At 61.9% G+C, this 18436-nt stretch carries 18 protein-coding genes; 9 read left to right on the top strand and 9 right to left on the bottom strand.

All coding sequences use genetic code 11. From position 1 onward, the window contains the following. Positions 1-34: 34 nt before the first annotated feature. Positions 35-1405, bottom strand: coding sequence for an amidase (locus EFR00_RS07755; protein ID WP_077989657.1), 1371 nt, complete (start codon positions 1403-1405; stop codon positions 35-37). Positions 1406-1675: 270 nt separating this feature from the next. On the opposite strand from EFR00_RS07755, the gene EFR00_RS07750 reads away from it, so the two are divergent. Beyond that, the gene (locus EFR00_RS07750; protein WP_170961481.1) at positions 1676-1954 is read left to right on the top strand and encodes a hypothetical protein; all 279 of its coding nucleotides are present in this window, start codon (positions 1676-1678) and stop codon (positions 1952-1954) included. Positions 1955-2044: 90 nt separating this feature from the next. Beyond that, a complete protein-coding gene (locus EFR00_RS07745; protein ID WP_077989658.1) occupies positions 2045-2482 on the top strand; it encodes a DUF1810 domain-containing protein in 438 nt (145 codons plus the stop codon). Here EFR00_RS07745 and EFR00_RS07740 read toward each other — a convergent pair. Beyond that, the gene (locus EFR00_RS07740; RefSeq protein ID WP_077989659.1) at positions 2466-2663 is read right to left on the bottom strand and encodes a hypothetical protein; all 198 of its coding nucleotides are present in this window, start codon (positions 2661-2663) and stop codon (positions 2466-2468) included. The genes EFR00_RS07745 and EFR00_RS07740 overlap by 17 nt on opposite strands. A gap of 65 nt (positions 2664-2728) precedes the next feature. Beyond that, positions 2729-3352: a TetR/AcrR family transcriptional regulator gene (locus tag EFR00_RS07735; RefSeq protein WP_009994566.1), complete on the bottom strand. Its 624-nt coding sequence runs from the start codon at positions 3350-3352 to the stop codon at positions 2729-2731. A 129-nt stretch (positions 3353-3481) separates the two neighbouring features. Between EFR00_RS07735 and EFR00_RS07730 the strand changes: the two genes are divergently transcribed. After that, positions 3482-3697 (top strand): hypothetical protein, encoded by a 216-nt coding sequence (locus EFR00_RS07730; RefSeq protein WP_009994565.1) that lies wholly within the window; start codon positions 3482-3484, stop codon positions 3695-3697. Positions 3698-3750: 53 nt separating this feature from the next. Here the strand turns inward: EFR00_RS07730 and EFR00_RS07725 are convergent, their stop codons facing one another. After that, positions 3751-4278, bottom strand: coding sequence for a winged helix DNA-binding protein (locus tag EFR00_RS07725; RefSeq protein ID WP_077989660.1), 528 nt, complete (start codon positions 4276-4278; stop codon positions 3751-3753). Positions 4279-4366: 88 nt separating this feature from the next. Here EFR00_RS07725 and EFR00_RS07720 point away from each other — a divergent pair, with 88 nt between their 5' ends. Next, positions 4367-7978 (top strand): hydantoinase B/oxoprolinase family protein, encoded by a 3612-nt coding sequence (locus EFR00_RS07720; RefSeq protein ID WP_077989661.1) that lies wholly within the window; start codon positions 4367-4369, stop codon positions 7976-7978. A gap of 90 nt (positions 7979-8068) precedes the next feature. Here the strand turns inward: EFR00_RS07720 and EFR00_RS07715 are convergent, their stop codons facing one another. Beyond that, complete coding sequence (locus EFR00_RS07715) at positions 8069-8926, bottom strand: SDR family oxidoreductase (RefSeq protein ID WP_077989662.1); 858 nt, start codon at positions 8924-8926, stop codon at positions 8069-8071. A 682-nt stretch (positions 8927-9608) separates the two neighbouring features. Here EFR00_RS07715 and EFR00_RS07705 point away from each other — a divergent pair. After that, positions 9609-10448 (top strand): IclR family transcriptional regulator, encoded by an 840-nt coding sequence (locus EFR00_RS07705; RefSeq protein ID WP_040111482.1) that lies wholly within the window; start codon positions 9609-9611, stop codon positions 10446-10448. A gap of 64 nt (positions 10449-10512) precedes the next feature. Further along, on the top strand, positions 10513-10761 hold the full coding sequence (locus EFR00_RS07700) for a FitA-like ribbon-helix-helix domain-containing protein (protein WP_077989663.1): 249 nt from the start codon (positions 10513-10515) through the stop codon (positions 10759-10761). A gap of 65 nt (positions 10762-10826) precedes the next feature. Here the strand turns inward: EFR00_RS07700 and EFR00_RS07695 are convergent, their stop codons facing one another. Both EFR00_RS07695 and EFR00_RS07690 read right to left on the bottom strand, forming a co-directional pair. After that, complete coding sequence (locus tag EFR00_RS07695) at positions 10827-12035, bottom strand: amidohydrolase/deacetylase family metallohydrolase (RefSeq protein WP_077989664.1); 1209 nt, start codon at positions 12033-12035, stop codon at positions 10827-10829. A 261-nt stretch (positions 12036-12296) separates the two neighbouring features. After that, positions 12297-13163, bottom strand: a complete 867-nt coding sequence (locus tag EFR00_RS07690) for a sigma-70 family RNA polymerase sigma factor (protein WP_077989665.1) — start codon at positions 13161-13163, stop codon at positions 12297-12299. Between the two features lie 108 nt (positions 13164-13271). Here EFR00_RS07690 and EFR00_RS07685 point away from each other — a divergent pair, with 108 nt between their 5' ends. Then, positions 13272-13730: a carboxymuconolactone decarboxylase family protein gene (locus tag EFR00_RS07685; protein ID WP_077989666.1), complete on the top strand. Its 459-nt coding sequence runs from the start codon at positions 13272-13274 to the stop codon at positions 13728-13730. 60 nt (positions 13731-13790) lie between these two features. Here the strand turns inward: EFR00_RS07685 and rhaI are convergent, their stop codons facing one another. Further along, positions 13791-15083 (bottom strand): L-rhamnose catabolism isomerase, encoded by a 1293-nt coding sequence (gene rhaI / locus EFR00_RS07680; protein ID WP_077989667.1) that lies wholly within the window; start codon positions 15081-15083, stop codon positions 13791-13793. 77 nt (positions 15084-15160) lie between these two features. Here rhaI and EFR00_RS07675 point away from each other — a divergent pair, with 77 nt between their 5' ends. After that, positions 15161-15319: a YqaE/Pmp3 family membrane protein gene (locus EFR00_RS07675; RefSeq protein WP_003547831.1), complete on the top strand. Its 159-nt coding sequence runs from the start codon at positions 15161-15163 to the stop codon at positions 15317-15319. Between the two features lies 1 nt (position 15320). On the opposite strand, the gene EFR00_RS07670 is transcribed toward EFR00_RS07675, so the two are convergent. Further along, positions 15321-17417, bottom strand: a complete 2097-nt coding sequence (locus EFR00_RS07670; RefSeq protein WP_077989668.1) for a bifunctional rhamnulose-1-phosphate aldolase/short-chain dehydrogenase — start codon at positions 17415-17417, stop codon at positions 15321-15323. A gap of 197 nt (positions 17418-17614) precedes the next feature. Here EFR00_RS07670 and EFR00_RS07665 point away from each other — a divergent pair, with 197 nt between their 5' ends. Then, complete coding sequence (locus EFR00_RS07665; RefSeq protein WP_011428144.1) at positions 17615-18427, top strand: DeoR/GlpR family DNA-binding transcription regulator; 813 nt, start codon at positions 17615-17617, stop codon at positions 18425-18427. The last annotated feature ends 9 nt before the right edge of the window (positions 18428-18436 follow it).

The following is an 18436-nucleotide window of genomic DNA, read 5'->3' as shown; positions in this document are numbered from 1 at the left end:
AATGGCAATAAACGCCTGTCGGTTCAATTGTCGATCAGGCGAAATCGCCGCGGATGATCGACTCGGCGGCAAGAGCCGCCCCGAGCAGCGCCTCGTCGCGGCGCGCTGTTGCCGACAACAACAGGCCGACCGGCATGCCGGCCTCGCCCGTGCCGCAGGGGACGGAGACGCCGCACCAGTCGAGGAAATTGCCGAACATCGTATTGCGCAACGTCTTGTTGTTCGTGGCAAAAAAGAGCTCGTCATCCTGTTCCAGCGGCGCGATCGGCGGCGCCACATGGGCGACGGTCGGAAAGGCGATCAGTCGGTCGCCGACCAGGCGGTCGACATCGGCGATCAGCCGGCGACGAGCCTCGAGAATCGACATGTAATGCGGCGCCGTCGTCCTCGCTCCCAAGCGGGTGCGCAGGACGACGCGATGATCCATGCGGTCCGCTTCCGGACCTGACAGCCGCTCCTGATGAAGGGCATAGGCTTCCGCAGTCACCAGCGGGCCGTACGTCGTCAGCAGATCGATGATTGCGTCGAAAGCGGGGATGGTGATGCGCAAAACCCGAACACCTGCCCTTTGAAGGCGCTCCAGGGCCGCTTCGAAGGCGACGACGACACCCGGTTCGGCCCCATCGAAGACGATGTTTTCAGGCACGAGCAATTCCTGCCCCTGCAAGCGCCGCTCAGCGACAGCGGGCGCCGTCAGGCCGCGCATCGCCGCATCGATCCAGACCGCATCCTTGACGGTGCGGCAGAGCGGCCCCAACGAATCCAGGCTTTTCGCCAGCGGATAGACACCGTCCATCGCATGGCGGCCGCGTGTCGCCTTGTAGCCGACGATGCCGTTGAGGGCGGCGGGAATGCGCACCGACCCACCGGTATCCGTGCCCATCGCGACCGGGACCAATCCAGCGGCGACGGCCACACCGGCGCCGGAGGAGGAGCCGCCGGGGATGCGCGGGCGGTCGGAACTGCGCGAATTGACCGGCGTGCCGTAATGCGGATTGATGCCGAGGCCGGAGAAGGCGAACTCGCTCATATTGGTGCGGCCGATGGCGATCATGCCGGCATTCCCCAGCAAATCGACGACGGCTGCATCCCGCACGGCCGGCGCATCCCCTGCCAGGACAACAGAGCCTGCCGTCGTCGTCACCCCTTCGATATCGAAAAGATCTTTCCAGGCGATGGGAATACCGTCCAGCAATCCGAGCGAGCGCCCTTCGCGCAAGCGCAAGGAAGCGGCGCGCGCTTCCTTCATCGCCCGCTCTTCGAACAGCGTGGTGAAGACGGCCTTGTCGACGTAATTCGCGATGGCCTCGAAGACGGCCTCTGCCACATCGACCGGATCGGCTGCGCCGCCTTGAATGAGGACGGAAAGCTGGGCGACCGTCATGGCGCCGAAGGATTTGCTCATGGGACCATCCAGAGGAAATATCCCTCCGGATTACCGCGGATCATTTCGACGAGCCAGAGCTTCACGATATTTTGCATCGATTAGTTCGATTTTTTGAACACTGCGTTTGCAGATCGCCCCTTCAATTGCCGCGATTGAAGACACACATGATGCTCGCATTTGGAGTAGGATGCGGCGCGGGGGTGTGAGTTTACTCTCGGGACGCGACTCTGCATGTGTTGCAGGAGTAATTAGATGACAGATTGTGAAACTTTAAGCCGTCACCAAGATATGGTGACCGTCCACGTGAAAGAGGACGAAACGGCCGGCGCCGGCGAGCGCGATTATGCGGAACATGTCAGTGCCCAGAAACTGTCGGGTTTTGAGCGCGTTGTCGTTGTCGGCGCATTGCTTGTCTTGAGCTTTGCGGGTTTTGCCGCATATTCTTCCGGCAATACCGATCCGATGACGACATCGGCGATTGCCGCCCCAGCCGGCGATAACACGCCGCATCATCCGCCTTACGGCCATTGCCGCGACAGCAGCCCCTACGCTGAAAGGGTCTGCTGACAGCCCAGCTACTTCGCCGGGCTGAAAGCTTCGCCGGGCATGGAACCCCTTGGCCCAGGCTGCAAGACAGCAGGAAAAGGGAAAAGAACCATGGCCGGTGAAATCGACTTTAACCTCGACCGCTTCGTCGAAGCCCAGAACGGCATCTACCAACAGGCGCTCTCCGAGCTCAAAGCCGGGCGCAAGACGTCCCACTGGATGTGGTTCATCTTCCCGCAGATATCAGGTCTCGGCACGTCGGCGATGGCGGAGAAATATGCGATCCGTTCGGCCGAGGAAGCCGCTGCCTATCTCGCCCACCCCATTCTTTCAAGCCGGCTGCTGCGCTGCGTCGAGGCGATTTTATCGGTCGACGGCCGATCGGCGCATGACATCCTCGGCTCGCCCGATGACTTCAAGCTGCGCTCATCGATGACGCTGTTTGCCGCGATCAGCGATCACGGCTCGCCTTTCCACCGGGCGATCGAGCGTTTCTATCAGGGACAATTCGACGAGCGGACGATAGAAATCCTCAGCGCCAGGGAGTAGCCGCTCTGTTCTCCAGGGCGGCGATCTCGTCGGAGACCTCGCTCAATCGCTGACGCAGATCGCTGTCAGTGCCGTCATCGACCTCTTCCTCGCCGAAACAATAGCGCGCATCGTGAAGCTCCAGCTTGGCTTCGAGCTCGGCGCGTCTGGTATATAGGCGCTTGAGATAGACGTAGTTCATCTCTGCCTCCACATCGCCTTCCGGTGATGGAAAAACGGCATGGAGGCGGTAAGGTTCCCCGGAGGTCAGGTGAAAGAGGCGATCGCCGCCCTGCAGGCCTTGGCGAAATGACCGCAACAGCTGGCGGCACCCATCGCCTGGCGGCTGACTCGCGCGCCTTCGAGCAGCAGCGTCAGCGTATCGGCAAGAAGTTGAGGTTCGCGCGCACCGGCTGCCGAACAGAGCGCAGCCAGGCGATCGCGCTGTTCAGCCTTGTGCCGCTCGATCATCTCGTGGGCGGGATGGCCCTCGCCCTTGAGTTCGATGGCGGCATTGGCGAGATCGCAGCCGGCGGGCTCGCCGTTCAGACACTGCGCCCGCATCTCGACCCAGACGTCCAGCTGGGCGCTGGGATCGCCGGGATGGGCCGCCTCCAGATCCCGCCAGATGGCATCCGCCTTTTCGGACGCGCGGCGCAGCGTCTCGCAGACGAGCTCGTCCTTCGAGCCAAAATGCCGGTAAAGCGTCATCTTGTTGGTCGATGCCGCATCGGCGATGGCATCGACGCCGATGCCGCGAATGCCGTGTTCGCGGAAAAGCTCCGAGGCGGTCGAGACGATGCGCTCCCGCGGAGGGATGCGATCTTCTGGAACGGCGGCGGAGATTTCACTCGAAGTTTCTGATTTTTTTGCGGACGAAGTCCTTGACATCAATGTGACCGATCGGTAACAACTGCATTGTTACTTACCGGTAACACCACAGGCGGCCAAAGTCAATGCCGAGGGCTTGGCGGCTGCACAGTGGAACACGGGCAACCGCCCACGAAAGGAGGACAAGCCATGAGAAAGACCAGAGACGACCTGACCATATCCGAAGCCCTTCGCGACCCCCTGATCGCCATGGTATTGCGCGCCGACGGCGTGAAGCTTGAAGATTTCAAGCAACTCCTGGAGACGGCTGCCGGCAAACGCGAACCGCGCCCGACGCCGGTCGGCAAAATGATCGGAGCACTCGCAAGCCGCGCCAACCTGCCGGCGATGCCCTGCTTCGGCTGAAACAACTTTCTGAATACCGGGGGATCTCTCCCTGCCCCGGACAAGGGCTGTCGTCATAAAGAGGCGGCGGCCCTTGCTGCTTGGTCGTAGTGGCCGGAAAGCGCCCTGAGCGTCGCCGCCACTGCCGATGTCGCTGCCGGATCGAGCCCGAACCCCTTGACAGAATCCACCAGCAGCGCTTCCCGCACCGCCCGATATCTCAGGCAGGTTTCAAGCCCCTTGTCGGTGGCGGCGATCAACTTCTCCTTGCCCGCCCGCGTGCTTTTCACGAGACCGCGCTTTTCCAGTTTCTTGATCGCATAAATCACCAGATGCGTATCCTCGACGCCGAGCACGCTGCAGAGGTCGCTGAGCCGCTTCGGTCGCTGTCGGTGGGCCACCGAGTGCAGCACCAGAACGTCGATTGCGGCACAGCCCGGTTCGCCCGCCGCTGTCATGCAGCGCACCATCCAGCGGTCGAAGGCATTGCTCGCGAGGATCAGGCCGAATTCCAGCTCCGAGAGTACAGGAAGCGCGCCATCGGCCAGATGTGCCGAGGAGACGATCGGCCCGATCTCCTGTCGTCCATGCCCTTCCGCCATTATCAACACCTCCGCGATCCAAGAAGAGAACGTTGACATTTTATCGATAAATCGTCAATAAATTTTCAGTTCAACAGGAGGCCGGACGATGGGTGGACAGTGGGATTTCTGGATCGATCGCGGCGGCACGTTCACCGATATCGTCGCCCGGCGCCCTGACGGCTCACTCATTGCCCACAAGCTGCTCTCGGAAAATCCGGAAGCCTATCGCGACCCGGCGGTGCACGGCATTCGCGAGTTGCTCGGCCTCAAAGCCGATGATCCGGTCCCTTCCGAGCTCATCGGCGCGGTGAAGATGGGAACGACGGTCGCCACCAATGCGCTGTTGGAGCGCAAGGGCGACCCGACCCTCCTGGTGACGACCAAGGGTTTTCGCGACGCGCTGGAGATCGGCTACCAGGCGCGCGCCGATATCTTCGCCAAGAAGATCGTCAAGCCGGAACTGCTCTATGCCAATGTCATCGAGGCCGACGAGCGCGTGCTGGCCGACGGCACCGTGGAATGCCCGCTCGACGAGGAAAATTTGCGGCAAGCGCTGGTAGCTGCCTATTCCCAAGGGCTGCGCGTCGTCGCCATCGTCTTCATGCACGCCTATCGCTACCCCGAGCACGAGCAGCGGGCCGCCGCCATCGCGCGCGCGATCGGCTTCACCCAGATCTCCCCCTCGCATGTGGTTTCACCGCTGATCAAGCTCGTCGGCCGCGGTGATACCGCCGTCGTCGATGCCTATCTGTCTCCGGTTCTGAGGCGCTATGTCGATCAGGTCGCAGCCGAGCTCGGCGCTGTCGAGGGACAAGGCCCGAAGTTGATGTTCATGCAGTCCTCCGGCGGGCTGACCGACGCGCATCTCTTCCAGGGCAAGGACGCGATCCTCTCAGGCCCTGCAGGCGGGGTCATAGGTGCGGTCGAGGTCTCACGCATTGCCGGTTTCAACAGGATGATCGGCTTCGATATGGGCGGCACCTCGACCGACGTTTCGCATTACGACGGTGAATTGGAACGCGCCTTCGAGACTGAAGTGGCCGGCGTGCGGATGCGCGCGCCGATGATGAAGATCCACACCGTCGCCGCCGGCGGCGGCTCGATCCTGAGCTATGACGGCTCGCGCTTCCGCGTCGGCCCGGAATCGGCCGGCGCCACGCCCGGCCCGAAATCCTATCGCCGCGGCGGCCCGCTTGCCGTCACCGACGCCAACATCATGACCGGCAAGCTGCTGCCGGAATTCTTCCCTGAGATCTTCGGGCCGGAGCAGGACCAGCCGCTCGATGCCGAGGCGGTGCGCGCCGCCTTTGCCGAGATGGCAGAGACGATCGGCGGTGGGCGCACGGCGGAAGACGTCGCCGACGGCTTCCTCGCCATCGCCGTCGAGAACATGGCCAATGCCATCAAGAAGATCTCCGTCCAGCGCGGCTATGACGTTTCCGGCTATGCGCTCACCTGCTTCGGCGGCGCCGGCGGCCAGCATGCCTGTCTCGTCGCCGACAGCCTCGGCATGAAAACCGTGTTGATCCATCCGTTTTCCGGCATCCTCTCGGCCTATGGCATGGGGCTTGCCGACATCCGCGCCACGCGCCAGCGCGCAGTGCTGACGGAGATTGCCGAGGCGCTGGCGACGATTGGCGGCATCAGGGCTGAACTGGAGAAAGATGTCCGCGAGGAGTTGGCGCTGCAGGGCGTCGAGGCTGCCGATATGGAGATCGTCACCCGCCTGCACCTGCAATACAAGGGCACCGACACCGCCCTGCCGGTCGCCTTCGGGCCACAGGAAGAGATGGTGCAAGCCTTCGCCATCGCCCACAAGAAGCAGTTCGGCTTTATCTTCGAAGACCGTCCTGTTGTCGTCGACTCCATCGAAGTCGAGGGCATTGGGGGCGGCGCCAACATCGAGGAAACGGTGACACGGGCGGAAGCCTTCGTACCGCGAGCGCTGCGCACGACCCGCATCTTTTCCGGCGGTGCATGGCATGAGGCCGGTATCTTCGAACGCGGTGCACTGAAGCCTGGCGCCATCATCAAGGGCCCCGCGCTCGTCATCGAACCGCATCAGACGATCGTCGTCGAACCCGGCTGGCAGGCAAGGCTCACCGGCCACGACCATATCGTCCTCACCCGCGAAATCGCGCTGGCACGCAATGCCGCCATCGGCACGAATGCCGACCCCGTCATGCTCGAGGTCTTCAACAACCTCTTCATGGCGATCGCCGAGCAGATGGGTGTGACGCTGCAGAACACCGCCCATTCGGTCAACATCAAGGAACGGCTCGATTTCTCCTGCGCCGTCTTCCACCGCACCGGCGCGCTTGTCGCCAATGCGCCGCACATGCCGGTCCATCTCGGCTCCATGGACCGGTCGGTCGAAACGATCATCCGCCTCAACGAGGGCCACATCCGCCCGGGCGACGTCTTCGCGCTCAACGCTCCCTATAATGGCGGCACGCACCTGCCTGATATCACCGTCGTCACACCGGTTTTCGACGACGCGGGAAAAACCATCCTGTTTTACGTCGCCTCGCGCGGCCATCACGCCGATATCGGCGGCAAGGCGCCGGGCTCGATGACGCCGCGGGCAACCAAGGTCGACGAGGAAGGCGTGCTGATCGACAATTTCCTGCTGGTCGAAGAAGGTCGTTTTCGCGAAGCCGAATTCGCGGCGATGCTGAAGGATCATCCTTATCCCGCCCGCAACCGCGCCCAGAACCTCGCCGACGTGAAGGCGCAGATCGCCGCCAATGAAAAGGGCGTTTGGGAATTGCGCAAAATGGTCGCTCATTTCGGGCTCGACGTCGTCGAAGCCTATATGGGCCATGTCCAGGACAATGCCGAGGAGAGCGTTCGCCGGGTGATCGCCCGCTTGAGCGACAGCGAATTCACCTATCCCACCGATCAGGGCGCCGTCATCAAGGTGAACATCACCGTCGACAGGCAGGCGCGTGAGGCAACCGTCGATTTCACCGGCACGAGCGCGCAGCAGCCGACCAATTTCAATGCGCCGGAACCGGTGACGCGCGCCGCCGTGCTCTATGTATTCCGCGTCATGGTCGAGCAGCCGATCCCGATGAATGCCGGCTGCCTGCGGCCGATCCGGATCATCGTGCCGGAGGGTTCGATGCTTCGTCCGGTCTATCCGGCCGCCGTCGTCGCCGGCAATGTCGAGACCAGCCAGCATGTGACGAATGCCCTGTTCGGCGCGCTCGGAACGCTGGCGGCAGCTCAGGGCTCGATGAACAACCTGACCTTCGGCAATGCCGTCTATCAATATTACGAGACGATCTGCGCCGGCGGCCCGGCCGGCCGGCTCAACGACGGCACTGGTTTCGACGGCGCCGACGGCGTCCACACGCATATGACCAATTCGCGGCTGACCGACCCCGAGGTGCTGGAATTCCGTTTTCCTGTCGTACTCGAAGATTTCCACATCCGCCGCGGTTCCGGCGGCAAGGGACAGTATAGCGCCGGTGGCGGCACCGAGCGCACCATTCGGTTTTTGGAAATGATGGATTGCAGCATTCTCTCCTCGCATCGAACGATCCGGCCGTTCGGCCTGTTCGGCGGGGAAGACGGACAGCTGGGGAAAACCGAGATCCGTCGCGCGGACGGCACCGTCGAAAGGCTGGAAGGCTGCGACCAGTCGATGCTCGCCGCCGGGGACGCCGTGATCGTCACGACGCCGACCGGCGGCGGCTTCGGCAGGCCGCACTGAAGCGCGTCGCATCAGACCTGATCGACACGCTTCAGCTCCTCGTTTCATGCAGGTCTTTGACCCGGAACCGCCAATTCCGTCCGACCTGCATCACAGGATCGGCTTGCCGCCGGTGACCGCGATTGTCGTGCCGGAGACATAGCTCGACAAAGGATCGGCCAGCATCACGTAGGCTGTTGCAAGCTCGGCCGGCTGGCCCGGCCGTTTCATCGGCACCTGCTTGCCGAAATTGCTGACGCTTTCCTCAGGAAGCGTTGAGGGAATGAGCGGCGTCCAGATCGGCCCCGGCGCCACGGCGTTGGCGCGAATGCCTTTCTCGGCCAGAAGCTGGGCGAGGCCGGCGGTGAAATTCTGGATCGCCCCCTTGGTCGTCGCATAGGCGAGCAGTGTCGGATTCGGACTGTCGGAGTTGATCGAGGCCGTATTGATGATGGCGCTGCCGGGCTTCATATGGGGGACGGCCGCCTTGGTCAGGTAGAACATCGCGTGGATGTTGACTTTGAAGGTCAGTTCCCACTCCTCGTCGCTGATCTCGTCGATGCTCTTGAAGCTTGCCTGATGCGCGGCATTGTTGACGAGAATGTCGATACCGCCGAGCTCCTTGACCGCCGTGTCGACGATCTGCCGGCAATGAGCCGGATCCTGGATATCGCCGCTGACGAGCACGGCCTTGCGTCCGGCCTGTTCGACGAGCCGCTTCGTCTCGTCGGCATCCTCATCCTCGTCCAGATAGGAAATCACCAAGTCGGCGCCCTCCCTGGCATAGGCGATCGCCACCGCCCGGCCGATGCCGCTATCGCCGCCGGTGATGATCGCCCGCTTGCCCTTCAACCGTTCGGAACCGCGATAGCTTTTCTCGCCATGGTCGGGAACGGGATCCATCTGTGCGGTAAAACCCGGCATTGGCTGTTTCTGGGACGGGAAAGGCGGTGTCGGATAATTCGTCATCATGACCTCCTGGGTTCGGGGTCAAACTCAGGCTGCGGCTTGTTGTTCCAAGGGGGATTACGACGGCATGGTTTTCGGGTTGTAATGACCACATATTTCGAGAACGCATTAGGGCGCGTATCAATCTGGAGCAATCCGATGTCCCGTCCTCCGCGAATTGCTCGATCGCGTCGAAGCCGGCGAGACTTTCCAGATTGCGGGTCGGCAAGCCGGTAGCGCAACTCGTGCTATGAAGACATCGCAAAACCGATTGATGTCGAACGGCTGAAGCACTGGCCGCCTCGATGACGCCCGCTGCTGAGCCGGTCGATACCCCAACCTTCATTCGTATGCGCGACACAGATCGCCACTAATGTTCTCCGTCGAGACCTCGGTTCTCGTCGCCGGGACGGTGTCCGATTTCGAGTGCCGTCCCGCCCGAATGCAGAATCCTCCTCGACAGACACCCAATTGTGGTTGCAATGGCGGGGCAGTACACGTAATACCTGACGAGACACCGAAATTGCAACTGACAGATCAGTGGATACGGGGATGGTGGTGGCCGAAGTATAATCCTTGAGTTTCCCCAGGACTTCCATCGCTGGCGCACCCGTCTACAGGATCAACCTATAAAATGTTGCGATTTGCCACAGCGACGACTATCCCATAGTAATGTAACACGATCGCTGTCTTAATGAGGTGCATGGAATTGGACGGAAAGACATCACCCCCAGTTTACTCCGAAGATGAAGGCCATGCCGACGAAGCCGCCGGCAAGGGCGCGCGGCGCGCGCGCGTCAGCGGCATCGACCGCGCGCTCCAAGTGATCGATCATCTCTATGAGACGGGATCGCCCGCCGGCGTCTATGCCATTGCCAAGGCGGTGAAGGCACCGCTTTCGACCGTCTATGTCATCGTCGACGATCTCGTCGAGAAGAACATGCTGACACGCCAGGCGGACGGCTCTATCTGGCTCGGCGCCCGCCTTTATCACTACGGGCTCGCCTATGCCCGGTCGCTGGATTTCATGAGCATCGCCACGCACGAAATGCACGATCTCTGCCGCCAGGCCGGCGAAACCGTTCAGGTCTGCGGCCGCGACGGCGATTATATGCTGGTGCTTGCCATGGCCGACGGCCCGAGCCACTTCCAGGTGGCCTCGCGCGTCGGCACCCGGGTGCCGCTAAACTGGACAGCATCCGGCCGCCTGCTCGTCGGCCACCTGCCCGAGGAAGAGCGCATCGAGCTTTTCAAGCGCTGTGCCCGCTCGTCGCCGACCGGCCGCGCCGAGATCGATCCGGGCACGCTATCGGAAGCCGCCGCCAAGGCCTTCGAGGCCCGCCTGTCGATCCAGGCGGGGGAATCCGATTATGCGGTCGCCTGCATCGCCTCGCCGATCTGCGACCGCGACGGCCACTGCGTCGCCACCATTTCCATCGTGCTGCCGGAGCAGAAGGCTTTTTCCGACGAGAACCACTATACCGCGCATGTGCGCAATTCGGCGGAGCGGATCGAAAAGCTGATGGGCTGGCGCAATCGCTGAGGGTTTAAACCGGAGATAGGATTCTAAATTGCTGTCATCGACAGCGTCTGCGGGGAGTTTGGACATGGCCGTTCTGACCGTTCGAAATGTGCCCGTTGAAGTACATCGAGCATTGCGTCTGCGCGCGGCGATGAACGGTCGCAGCACCGAGGCGGAAATTCGTGACATCCTGGAAAATGTCGTTAATCCCAAGCAGCGCATTCGCATGGGGGATGCGTTGGCGGAGCTCGGTCGGCGGTCGGGACTTACCAGTGATGATTTCGCTGTATCTGGCCAGCGATGGGCACCCGCGGAGCCGTTCCAGTTTGAATGATCCCTGAACCACCAAACACCTCACGCCTATCGGACGGATTTCCGATAAATCCGGCGCCCTATATCCTACCGGTAGGAATAACCGTGGCTATGGCGCACGAGCTTGCGCGCTCGCGGCACGTAGCGGCTGGCAGCGAATGCCTCGGCGCCGATCACCGCGTAGCGCGGCTCGAACAGCTTGTTGAGGACCGAGACATCGCCGTTGGAATCCGTCGCCTCGAGGCCGGAATCGACGAGGTCGAAAATCGTGAATTCCGCCTGCGCGCCGACCGAAAGCAGGTTCTCCATCGACAGCTTGATGACCGATGCCGGCGCATGGGTGACGGCGTCAACCACCTTGTCGAAGGGCATGCCGACGCTGAGCAGCTTCGACATCGTCGTCGCCAGGTCCCAGACCGGAAAATTCATCGAATGGCCGTGCAGGTCGGTCGAGATCGAGAAGGGCAGCAGGCCGCGGGCGATCGCTGCTTCCGCCACCTTGAAAGAGAAGGAGGCGCCGCCATGGCCGATGTCGAGGCGGATGCCCTCCGAAGCGCAGCGCCCGGCGAGATTGAAGAGATCCTCGTCCTCCATAATGCTCGACCCGGCCTTGCCGTTGAAGCAGTGGGTGACGACGTCGCCGGGGCCGAGGATTTCGAGCACTTCATCATAAAGCGCCGGCGGCTCGCCGACATGCACCATCATCGGCACTTTGAGGATCTTGGCGATCTTCTTGCCGAGTTTGACCGGGGTCACACCCCAGGAACCGGTGATGACGTGGCTGGCGCGCACCTTAATGCCGACGATATGCTCGCTGTTTTCGGCATAGACTTCGAGGATGCGGTCGAGATCGATATCTCTGATGTCCCTCAGTTCAGCGACGCGGTTGCAGGCGACAAGACCAATCGAGCCGAGGTTCAGAAACGCCTTGATGCGCTCGCGCGAGGGCTCGATGATATATTCACGGAAACCGTGGAAATTCGCCTCGCCGGCCGACCCGGCATCGACAAGCGTCGTCACGCCGCGCTCGAGACCGCATTCAGAGGGGCGGATCGAAATGTCGGTGCCGCCATGCCAGATATGCACATGCAGGTCGATCCAGCCTGGCGAGATGAAGGCACCCTTGCCATCGATGCGCGTCACATCCTGGGAAACCGCGAGCGACGACCCGATCTCAGCGATCCTGCCCTCGCCATCAACGAGGATGTCGATCACCCTCTCGCCTGTACCCCCACCGAAAGCGACCGGTTTGACATTGGTAAGGAGAAGCGGCTTCTTCATCTGGTCGCCGGACATATATGTATTCCTTCCGAAGTCTGGGAATCGCTCCCTGCCCATCCGTCCAAGTCGCTATGGAGAGTGAGGGAAACTAGAGATGGCGGCTCATACAATCACACCTGAGCAATTCCGTAATTATGACATATGAGGCCGTATAATAGAATAAGGCCAAGCTCATGGCTGTCAAGGAATCTGTCACAGAAAATGACCCGACTCGCCACGGCGCAAACGCAGAGGCGCCCCGAAGCGAGCCGGTCTGGTTCCAACATCAGCGCGCTTTCAGTCCCGAAGGATCGAATAGTTGATCCGTTGCAGATGATCCGGATCGGCAACCGCGTCGATCGCAACAATCCTGTCATCGCCGATCGCCAGCGTCACCGCGACGCGAATCTGACCGCCAATATCAACGACAAATCCAACTTCGCCGTCCACGACGGCGATCTGCGCCGCCTGTGCCCGGCCCTTGAAGGCCTGGGCCACGTCGGCCGCGCCGCGCATTTCGCCAATGCCATATCGGGCCGCCGTCGCATCGGGCCGGAAGACGACGTCGGGCGCGAGCACAGCAAGCAACGCCTCCAGATCGCTGTTGCGGGAAGCGGCAAGAAAGGCCTCGGCGATCGTCCGCTTGCGGGCAAAATCGACCTCCGGCGCCTCGTCCACGCCCTGCACCCTTCGGCGCGCGCGGCTTGCGAGCTGTCGGGCGGCAGCGGATGAGCGGCCGATGATCGGCGCAATCTCATCGAACGGCAGATCGAACATGTCGTGCAGCACGAAAGCGACACGTTCGGCGGGCGCCAGCGTCTGCAGCACGACGAGCAGTGCCAGGCCGACGGAATCGGCGAAGGCTGCCTCGCGTTCCGGATCCTTCTCAGGATCGGCCAGCCCGGCATGAGCGGGCATATCCAGCGGCTCCTCGCGCCGGCTTTTGCGCGCCCGCAGGATGTCGAGGCAGATACGCGCCACGACCGTCGTCAGCCAACCGCCGAGATTTCCGACATCGCTCGTATCGGCCCGGCTCAACCGCAGCCAGGCCTCCTGAACGGCGTCCTCCGCCTCACTGCGGGAGCCGAGCATGCGATAGGCGGCGGCGCGCAAATGTGCCCGGTTCGCCTCAAATTCATCAGCCAGCCATATTTTTTCGTTCATCCGTCACATTCCTTCGCTGCGTTCCGTCAAACCTATGACGAATGGAAACCGGCCGATGTGACAGTGCCGGCGGATCGTCGACCCGCAAACGCATCAAGGAGACATATCATGCAGGAGAGAATGGGAAATCCCGCCCTCGCCCTTCCCGCGGCCATGCAGGCGCTGACGGCGCTCGGCAAAGTGCCGGCGGAGGCCGGCCTTTCACCGAAGCTGCTCGAACTCGTCAATCTGCGCGCCAGCCAGATCAACGGCTGCAGCGTCTGCATCGACGGGCATCCGCGCATCGCCAAGAAGCTCGGCGAGACCGATGAAAGGCTCTTCGCCGTCAGCGCCTGGCGCGACACGCCTTATTTCAGCGATGCCGAACGGGCAGCCCTCGCGCTAACCGAGGCCGTGACCCGCACCAGCGACCGCGCCGACCCGGTGCCGGACGATATCTGGGACGAGGCGACCCGGCATTATGACGGCAGGAGCCTTGCGGCCCTCGTCATCGCCATCGCCAATATCAATGTCTGGAACCGGCTGAACATCGCCACCCGCCAGATCGCCGGCGCCTGGAAGCCGTAAACGGCAATGGCCGGCAGCGCACCCGCGCTGCCGGCCATCCATTTATTTCAGTTTCGAAATTCAAATGATACCGCCGCCGCCGGCAACGGAGACCGGGCGCTCGGCCGCCACTTGTCTGCGGTAGCCGCTGGCGCGATAGGCGGCGACCGGATCGATCGCGCCGCCGGCCCTGCGCCGGGCTTCGGCGAGGATCGGCTCGACATCGGCGCGATAAGCCCGCTTCAGCGTTTCCGACGCCATCAGCGCGTCATTGTCCTGCTGGTAGCCGTCGAGCGCCTTGCGGTCGACGATCAGCGCCTGCGCATAGGCGCGGCGGATTTCGTTGGCGCTGTTGATCAGGCTTTCGATCGGGTCGGTGACATTGTGCGACTGGTCGATCATGTGAGCCGGATTGAAGTCGTTGACCCCGCGCTGCTCGGCATCGACCAGCTCGTTGAAGACCAGGAACAGCCGGTAAGGATCGATCGCGCCGGCGTCGAGATCGTCATCGCCATATTTCGAATCGTTAAAATGGAAGCCGCCGAGCTTGCCGAACTGGATCAGGCGAGCGACGATCATCTCGATATTGGTGTTCGGCGCATGGTGGCCGAGATCGACGAGGCAATGGGCCTTCGGACCGAGCGTCTGGGCGATCAGGTAGTTGGTGCCCCAATCCTGCACGATCGTCGAATAGAAGGCCGGCTCGTACATCTTGTGTTCAGTGAACAGCTTCCAATCGTCGGGCAGCGCCTTGTAGATATCGGCCATCGAGGCGAGGTAACGCTCGAATGCCCTCGTGAAGTTGCTCTGGCCGGGGAAGTTCGAGCCATCGCCGATCCAGACGGTCAGCGCCTTCGAGCCGATCGCCTTGCCGATCTCGATGCATTCGAGATTGTGCTCGACCGCCTGCGCCCGGGTCGCCGCGTCGGTGTGGCTGAGCGAGCCGTATTTGTAGGAATGGGCCTGCCCCGGGGCATCGGAAAAGGTGTTCGAATTCATCGCATCGAAGCCGAGACCGAGCGCGTCGCCCTTTGCCCTCAACTCCTTGGCATCCGCCTTGTCCCAGGGAATATGCAGCGAGACGTTTGGTGTCGCCTGCGTCAGCTGATTGATGACGGCGCAATCGTCGAGTTTGTCGAAGATTCCGCGCGGCTCGCCGGTGCCGGGGAAACGGGCAAAGCGGGTGCCGCCGGTGCCGACACCCCAGGAGGGAACGGCGACGAAGAACTCGGCGACCTTACGGGTAACTGCTTCGATATCAACGCCACGGCGCTCAAGCATCGCGCCCAGCGCCTCGTAATCGGCTTTCAACGCGGTTGCCCGCTTGTCGTTTTCTGTCGCGACCAGATCTGGCGCGATCCTAGATTCTGTCATCTATTCCTCCCTGGTCGCGAACCATAGGGCACGGTTCGCGTTCAAACGCTTACATGTCTTCAAACTAAGGAGCTACGATGGACGTTGTCCGCATTCTTCTTGCGATCATCCTGCCGCCCCTTGGCGTATTCCTGCAGGTCGGGATCGGCCTGCATTTCTGGCTCAACATATTGCTGACGCTTTGCGGCTATGTGCCGGGGATCATCCACGCAATATGGGTGATCCTACGGAAGTAGCTCAGCGCGTGAAGCTTTGGACGTTGCCGGCGTCGACATTGATGATGTTGCCGGTCGATTTTGCCGAAAGGTCCGAGGCGAGGAAGTAGATCGCCTCGGCGATATCTTCCGGAAACACGTTGAGTTTCAGCATCGACCGCTTGCGGTAATGTTCCTCGAGATCGTCCACCTCGATCTTCGACGAGGCGGCGCGCTGTTCGCGCCATTCGCCGCTCCAGATCTTCGATCCGCGCAGGACGGCGTCCGGGTTGACGGTGTTGACGCGGATGCCGGCATCGGCACCTTCCAGCGCCAGGCAGCGGGCGAGATGGATTTCGGCAGCCTTTGCGGTGCAATAGGCAGAGGCATTCGGCGAAGCGGCAAGGCCGTTTTTCGAGGCGACGAAGACGATGTTGCCGCCGAGCGCCTGACGGCGGAACAGGCGGAAGGCTTCGCGCGACACCAGGAAATAGCCGGTCGCCAGAATGTCGATATTGCGGTTCCAGGTCGCAAGCTCGGTGGCTTCGATCGGCGCGGAAGAGGCAATGCCGGCATTCGAGACGAGGATATCGATACCGCCGAATTCGACCGAGGCTTCCGCGAAGGAGGCGATCACCGCCTCTTCCTTGGTGACGTCGAGCCGGACGCTGCGCACCGCGTCGGCGCCGAACTTCTTGACGAAATCGGCCTCGGTGGCTTCAAGAGCCGCCTGGTCGATATCGGCAAGCACGACGCAGGCGCCCTCGCCGACGAGGCGCGCGGCCGTCGCCCTGCCGATGCCGCCGGCGCCGCCGGTGACGAAAGCCACCCGGCCAGCAAGGCTCTTCGGCTTCGGCATGCGCTGCAGCTTGGCCTCTTCGAGCAGCCAGTATTCGATATCGAAGGCCTCCTGCTCCGGCAGGCCCTGATATTCCGAGACCGTCGATGCCCCGCGCATGACGTTGATGGCGTTGACATAGAACTCGCTGGCGATGCGGGCCGTTGCCTTGTCGCGGGCAAAGGACAGCATGCCGACGCCGGGAACGAGGAAGATGACGGGATTGGCATCGCGCATGGCGGGCGAATTGTCATGCTTGCAGTCGTTGTAATAGCGTGCGTAGTCGGCGCGGTAATCTTCCAGCGCCTTGTCGAGGCCGGCAACGATCGCATCGACATCCGGCTTGGCGGGGTCGAAATCGACGATCAGCGGCCGGATCTTGGTGCGCAGGAAATGATCCGGGCAGCTGGTGCCGAGCGCGCCGAGCGGGCGCAAATCCCTGGAATTGACGAATTCGAGCACGGCGTCCTGATCGTCGAAATGACCGAGCTTGCGCTCCTGCTTGCCGATGCGGCCGCGGATCTCCGGCATCAGCCGGGCGGCGATGGCGCGGCGTTCGGCAACCGGCAGGCTTTCAGTGACCGCGCCGCCGAAAATTGTCTTGCCCTGGGTCTTTTCGGCGAACCAGACGATCGCCTTGTTGATGATGTCGAGCGTCAGCTCGTAGCAGGCCTTGGCGTCATCGGCCCAGGTGAAGAGGCCGTGGCTTTCGAGTACGACGCCCTTGGCATTCGGGTTCGCCTTGACGAAGGCTTCGAGATCGAGGCCGAGCTGAAAACCCGGACGGCGCCAGGGCAGCCAGCCGATCTCGTTGCCGAAAATCTCCCGCGTCAATTCTTTCGAATTCTTCGACGCGGCAATGGCGATGATGGCGTCGGGATGCATGTGGTCGACATGGGTGAAGGGAACGAAACCATGCAGCGGCGTGTCGATCGAGGCAGCGCGGCCGTTGAGATTGAAGGTGCAGTGCGGCAGGAAGCCGACCATGCGATCCTCGTCCTCGACACCCTTGTAGATGGACTTCAGCGATTCCAGCTTGTCCTGGTAGAGAGTCGCGAAACCGTCGAGCTTGATCGTACCGACGTCGCCACCCGATCCTTTGACCCAGAGCACCTTGACCTTGTCGCCGGTCAGAGGATCGGTTTCCATCACCTTCGCCGAGGTGTTGCCGCCGCCGTAATTGGTGATGCGCTTGTCGGCACCGAGCAGATTCGAGCGATAGAGCAGCTTGCCGGGCTCGTCGAGGCCCGCCGCGTAACCATCATCCCACCGGTTTTCCAGAAGCCGGACGTTCGCCGCCATGTCATCCTCCCATATCAGGCTTGTCGGGGGCGCAATCAGCGCGCCCTTTCGCTCACGGTATCGCGCATCGAAACCACGGTTGTCAATCGAAAACGATCAGATTCGATTGTGCTGCATCGCAATATGAAAATTTATGATCGTTTGTGATTGACAGTCTTTAACGGATGCGAAATAAATATGACAAGAGGAGGAGCCCAATGCACGAACGCGAACGTCATCGCATCATATTAAGCGCCGTTCAGGAAAAGTCGGTCGTGACGATCCAGGACATTTCCGAGCTGACGGAGGCTTCTGAAGCGACTATCAGGCGCGATATTGCGGCTCTTCATGTGCAGGGCAAGATCCGCCGTGTGCGCGGCGGCGCGGAAGCGGTGCATCCGCCGCAGCTCGGCAGCCTTGCCGGCCGGCCCTTTCGGGTTTCAGAATCGGTCAACATCGATAAAAAGCGCGCAATTGCACGTGCGGCGGTCGATCTCTGCGAGGCGGGCGACGCGATCATCATCAACGGCGGAACGACCACGTTCCAGATGGTGCATTACATGGCCGGCCATCGCATGCAGGTCATGACCAACTCTTTTGCCATCGCCGAACATCTGGTGAAGCATTCCAAAAACACGGTGACGGTGCCGGGCGGCGCGATCTATCGCGAGCAGAGCCTGATCCTGTCGCCTTTCGACAATGACGCCATTCGCAATTTCTATGCGCGGCGCATGTTCATCGGCGCGCAGGGCGTCGGCCCGCTTGGCATCATGGAGGCGGATGCGCTCGTCATCCAGAGCGAGCAGAAGCTGATGCACCAGGCCGATGAACTCGTCGTCATGGTCGATTCAAGCAAATTCAATCGCCGGTCGAGCCTCATTCTCTGCGCGCTCGACCGCGTGTCTGTGGTCATCACCGACGACGGGATTTCGGAAGAGGCGGCTCGCATGGTCGAAAATGCCGGCATCCGGCTCGTCGTCGCAAGCCCGGTGGCCCAGCTTGCCAAGGAGGATTCCTCGTCGGTCGCATGAGGCGCCGCC

It is taken from the genome of Rhizobium sophoriradicis, from assembly GCF_003939025.1.
In the GTDB taxonomy this organism is placed as follows: Bacteria; Pseudomonadota; Alphaproteobacteria; order Rhizobiales; family Rhizobiaceae; genus Rhizobium; species Rhizobium sophoriradicis.
This window is presented reverse-complemented; position numbering and strand designations above follow the sequence as displayed.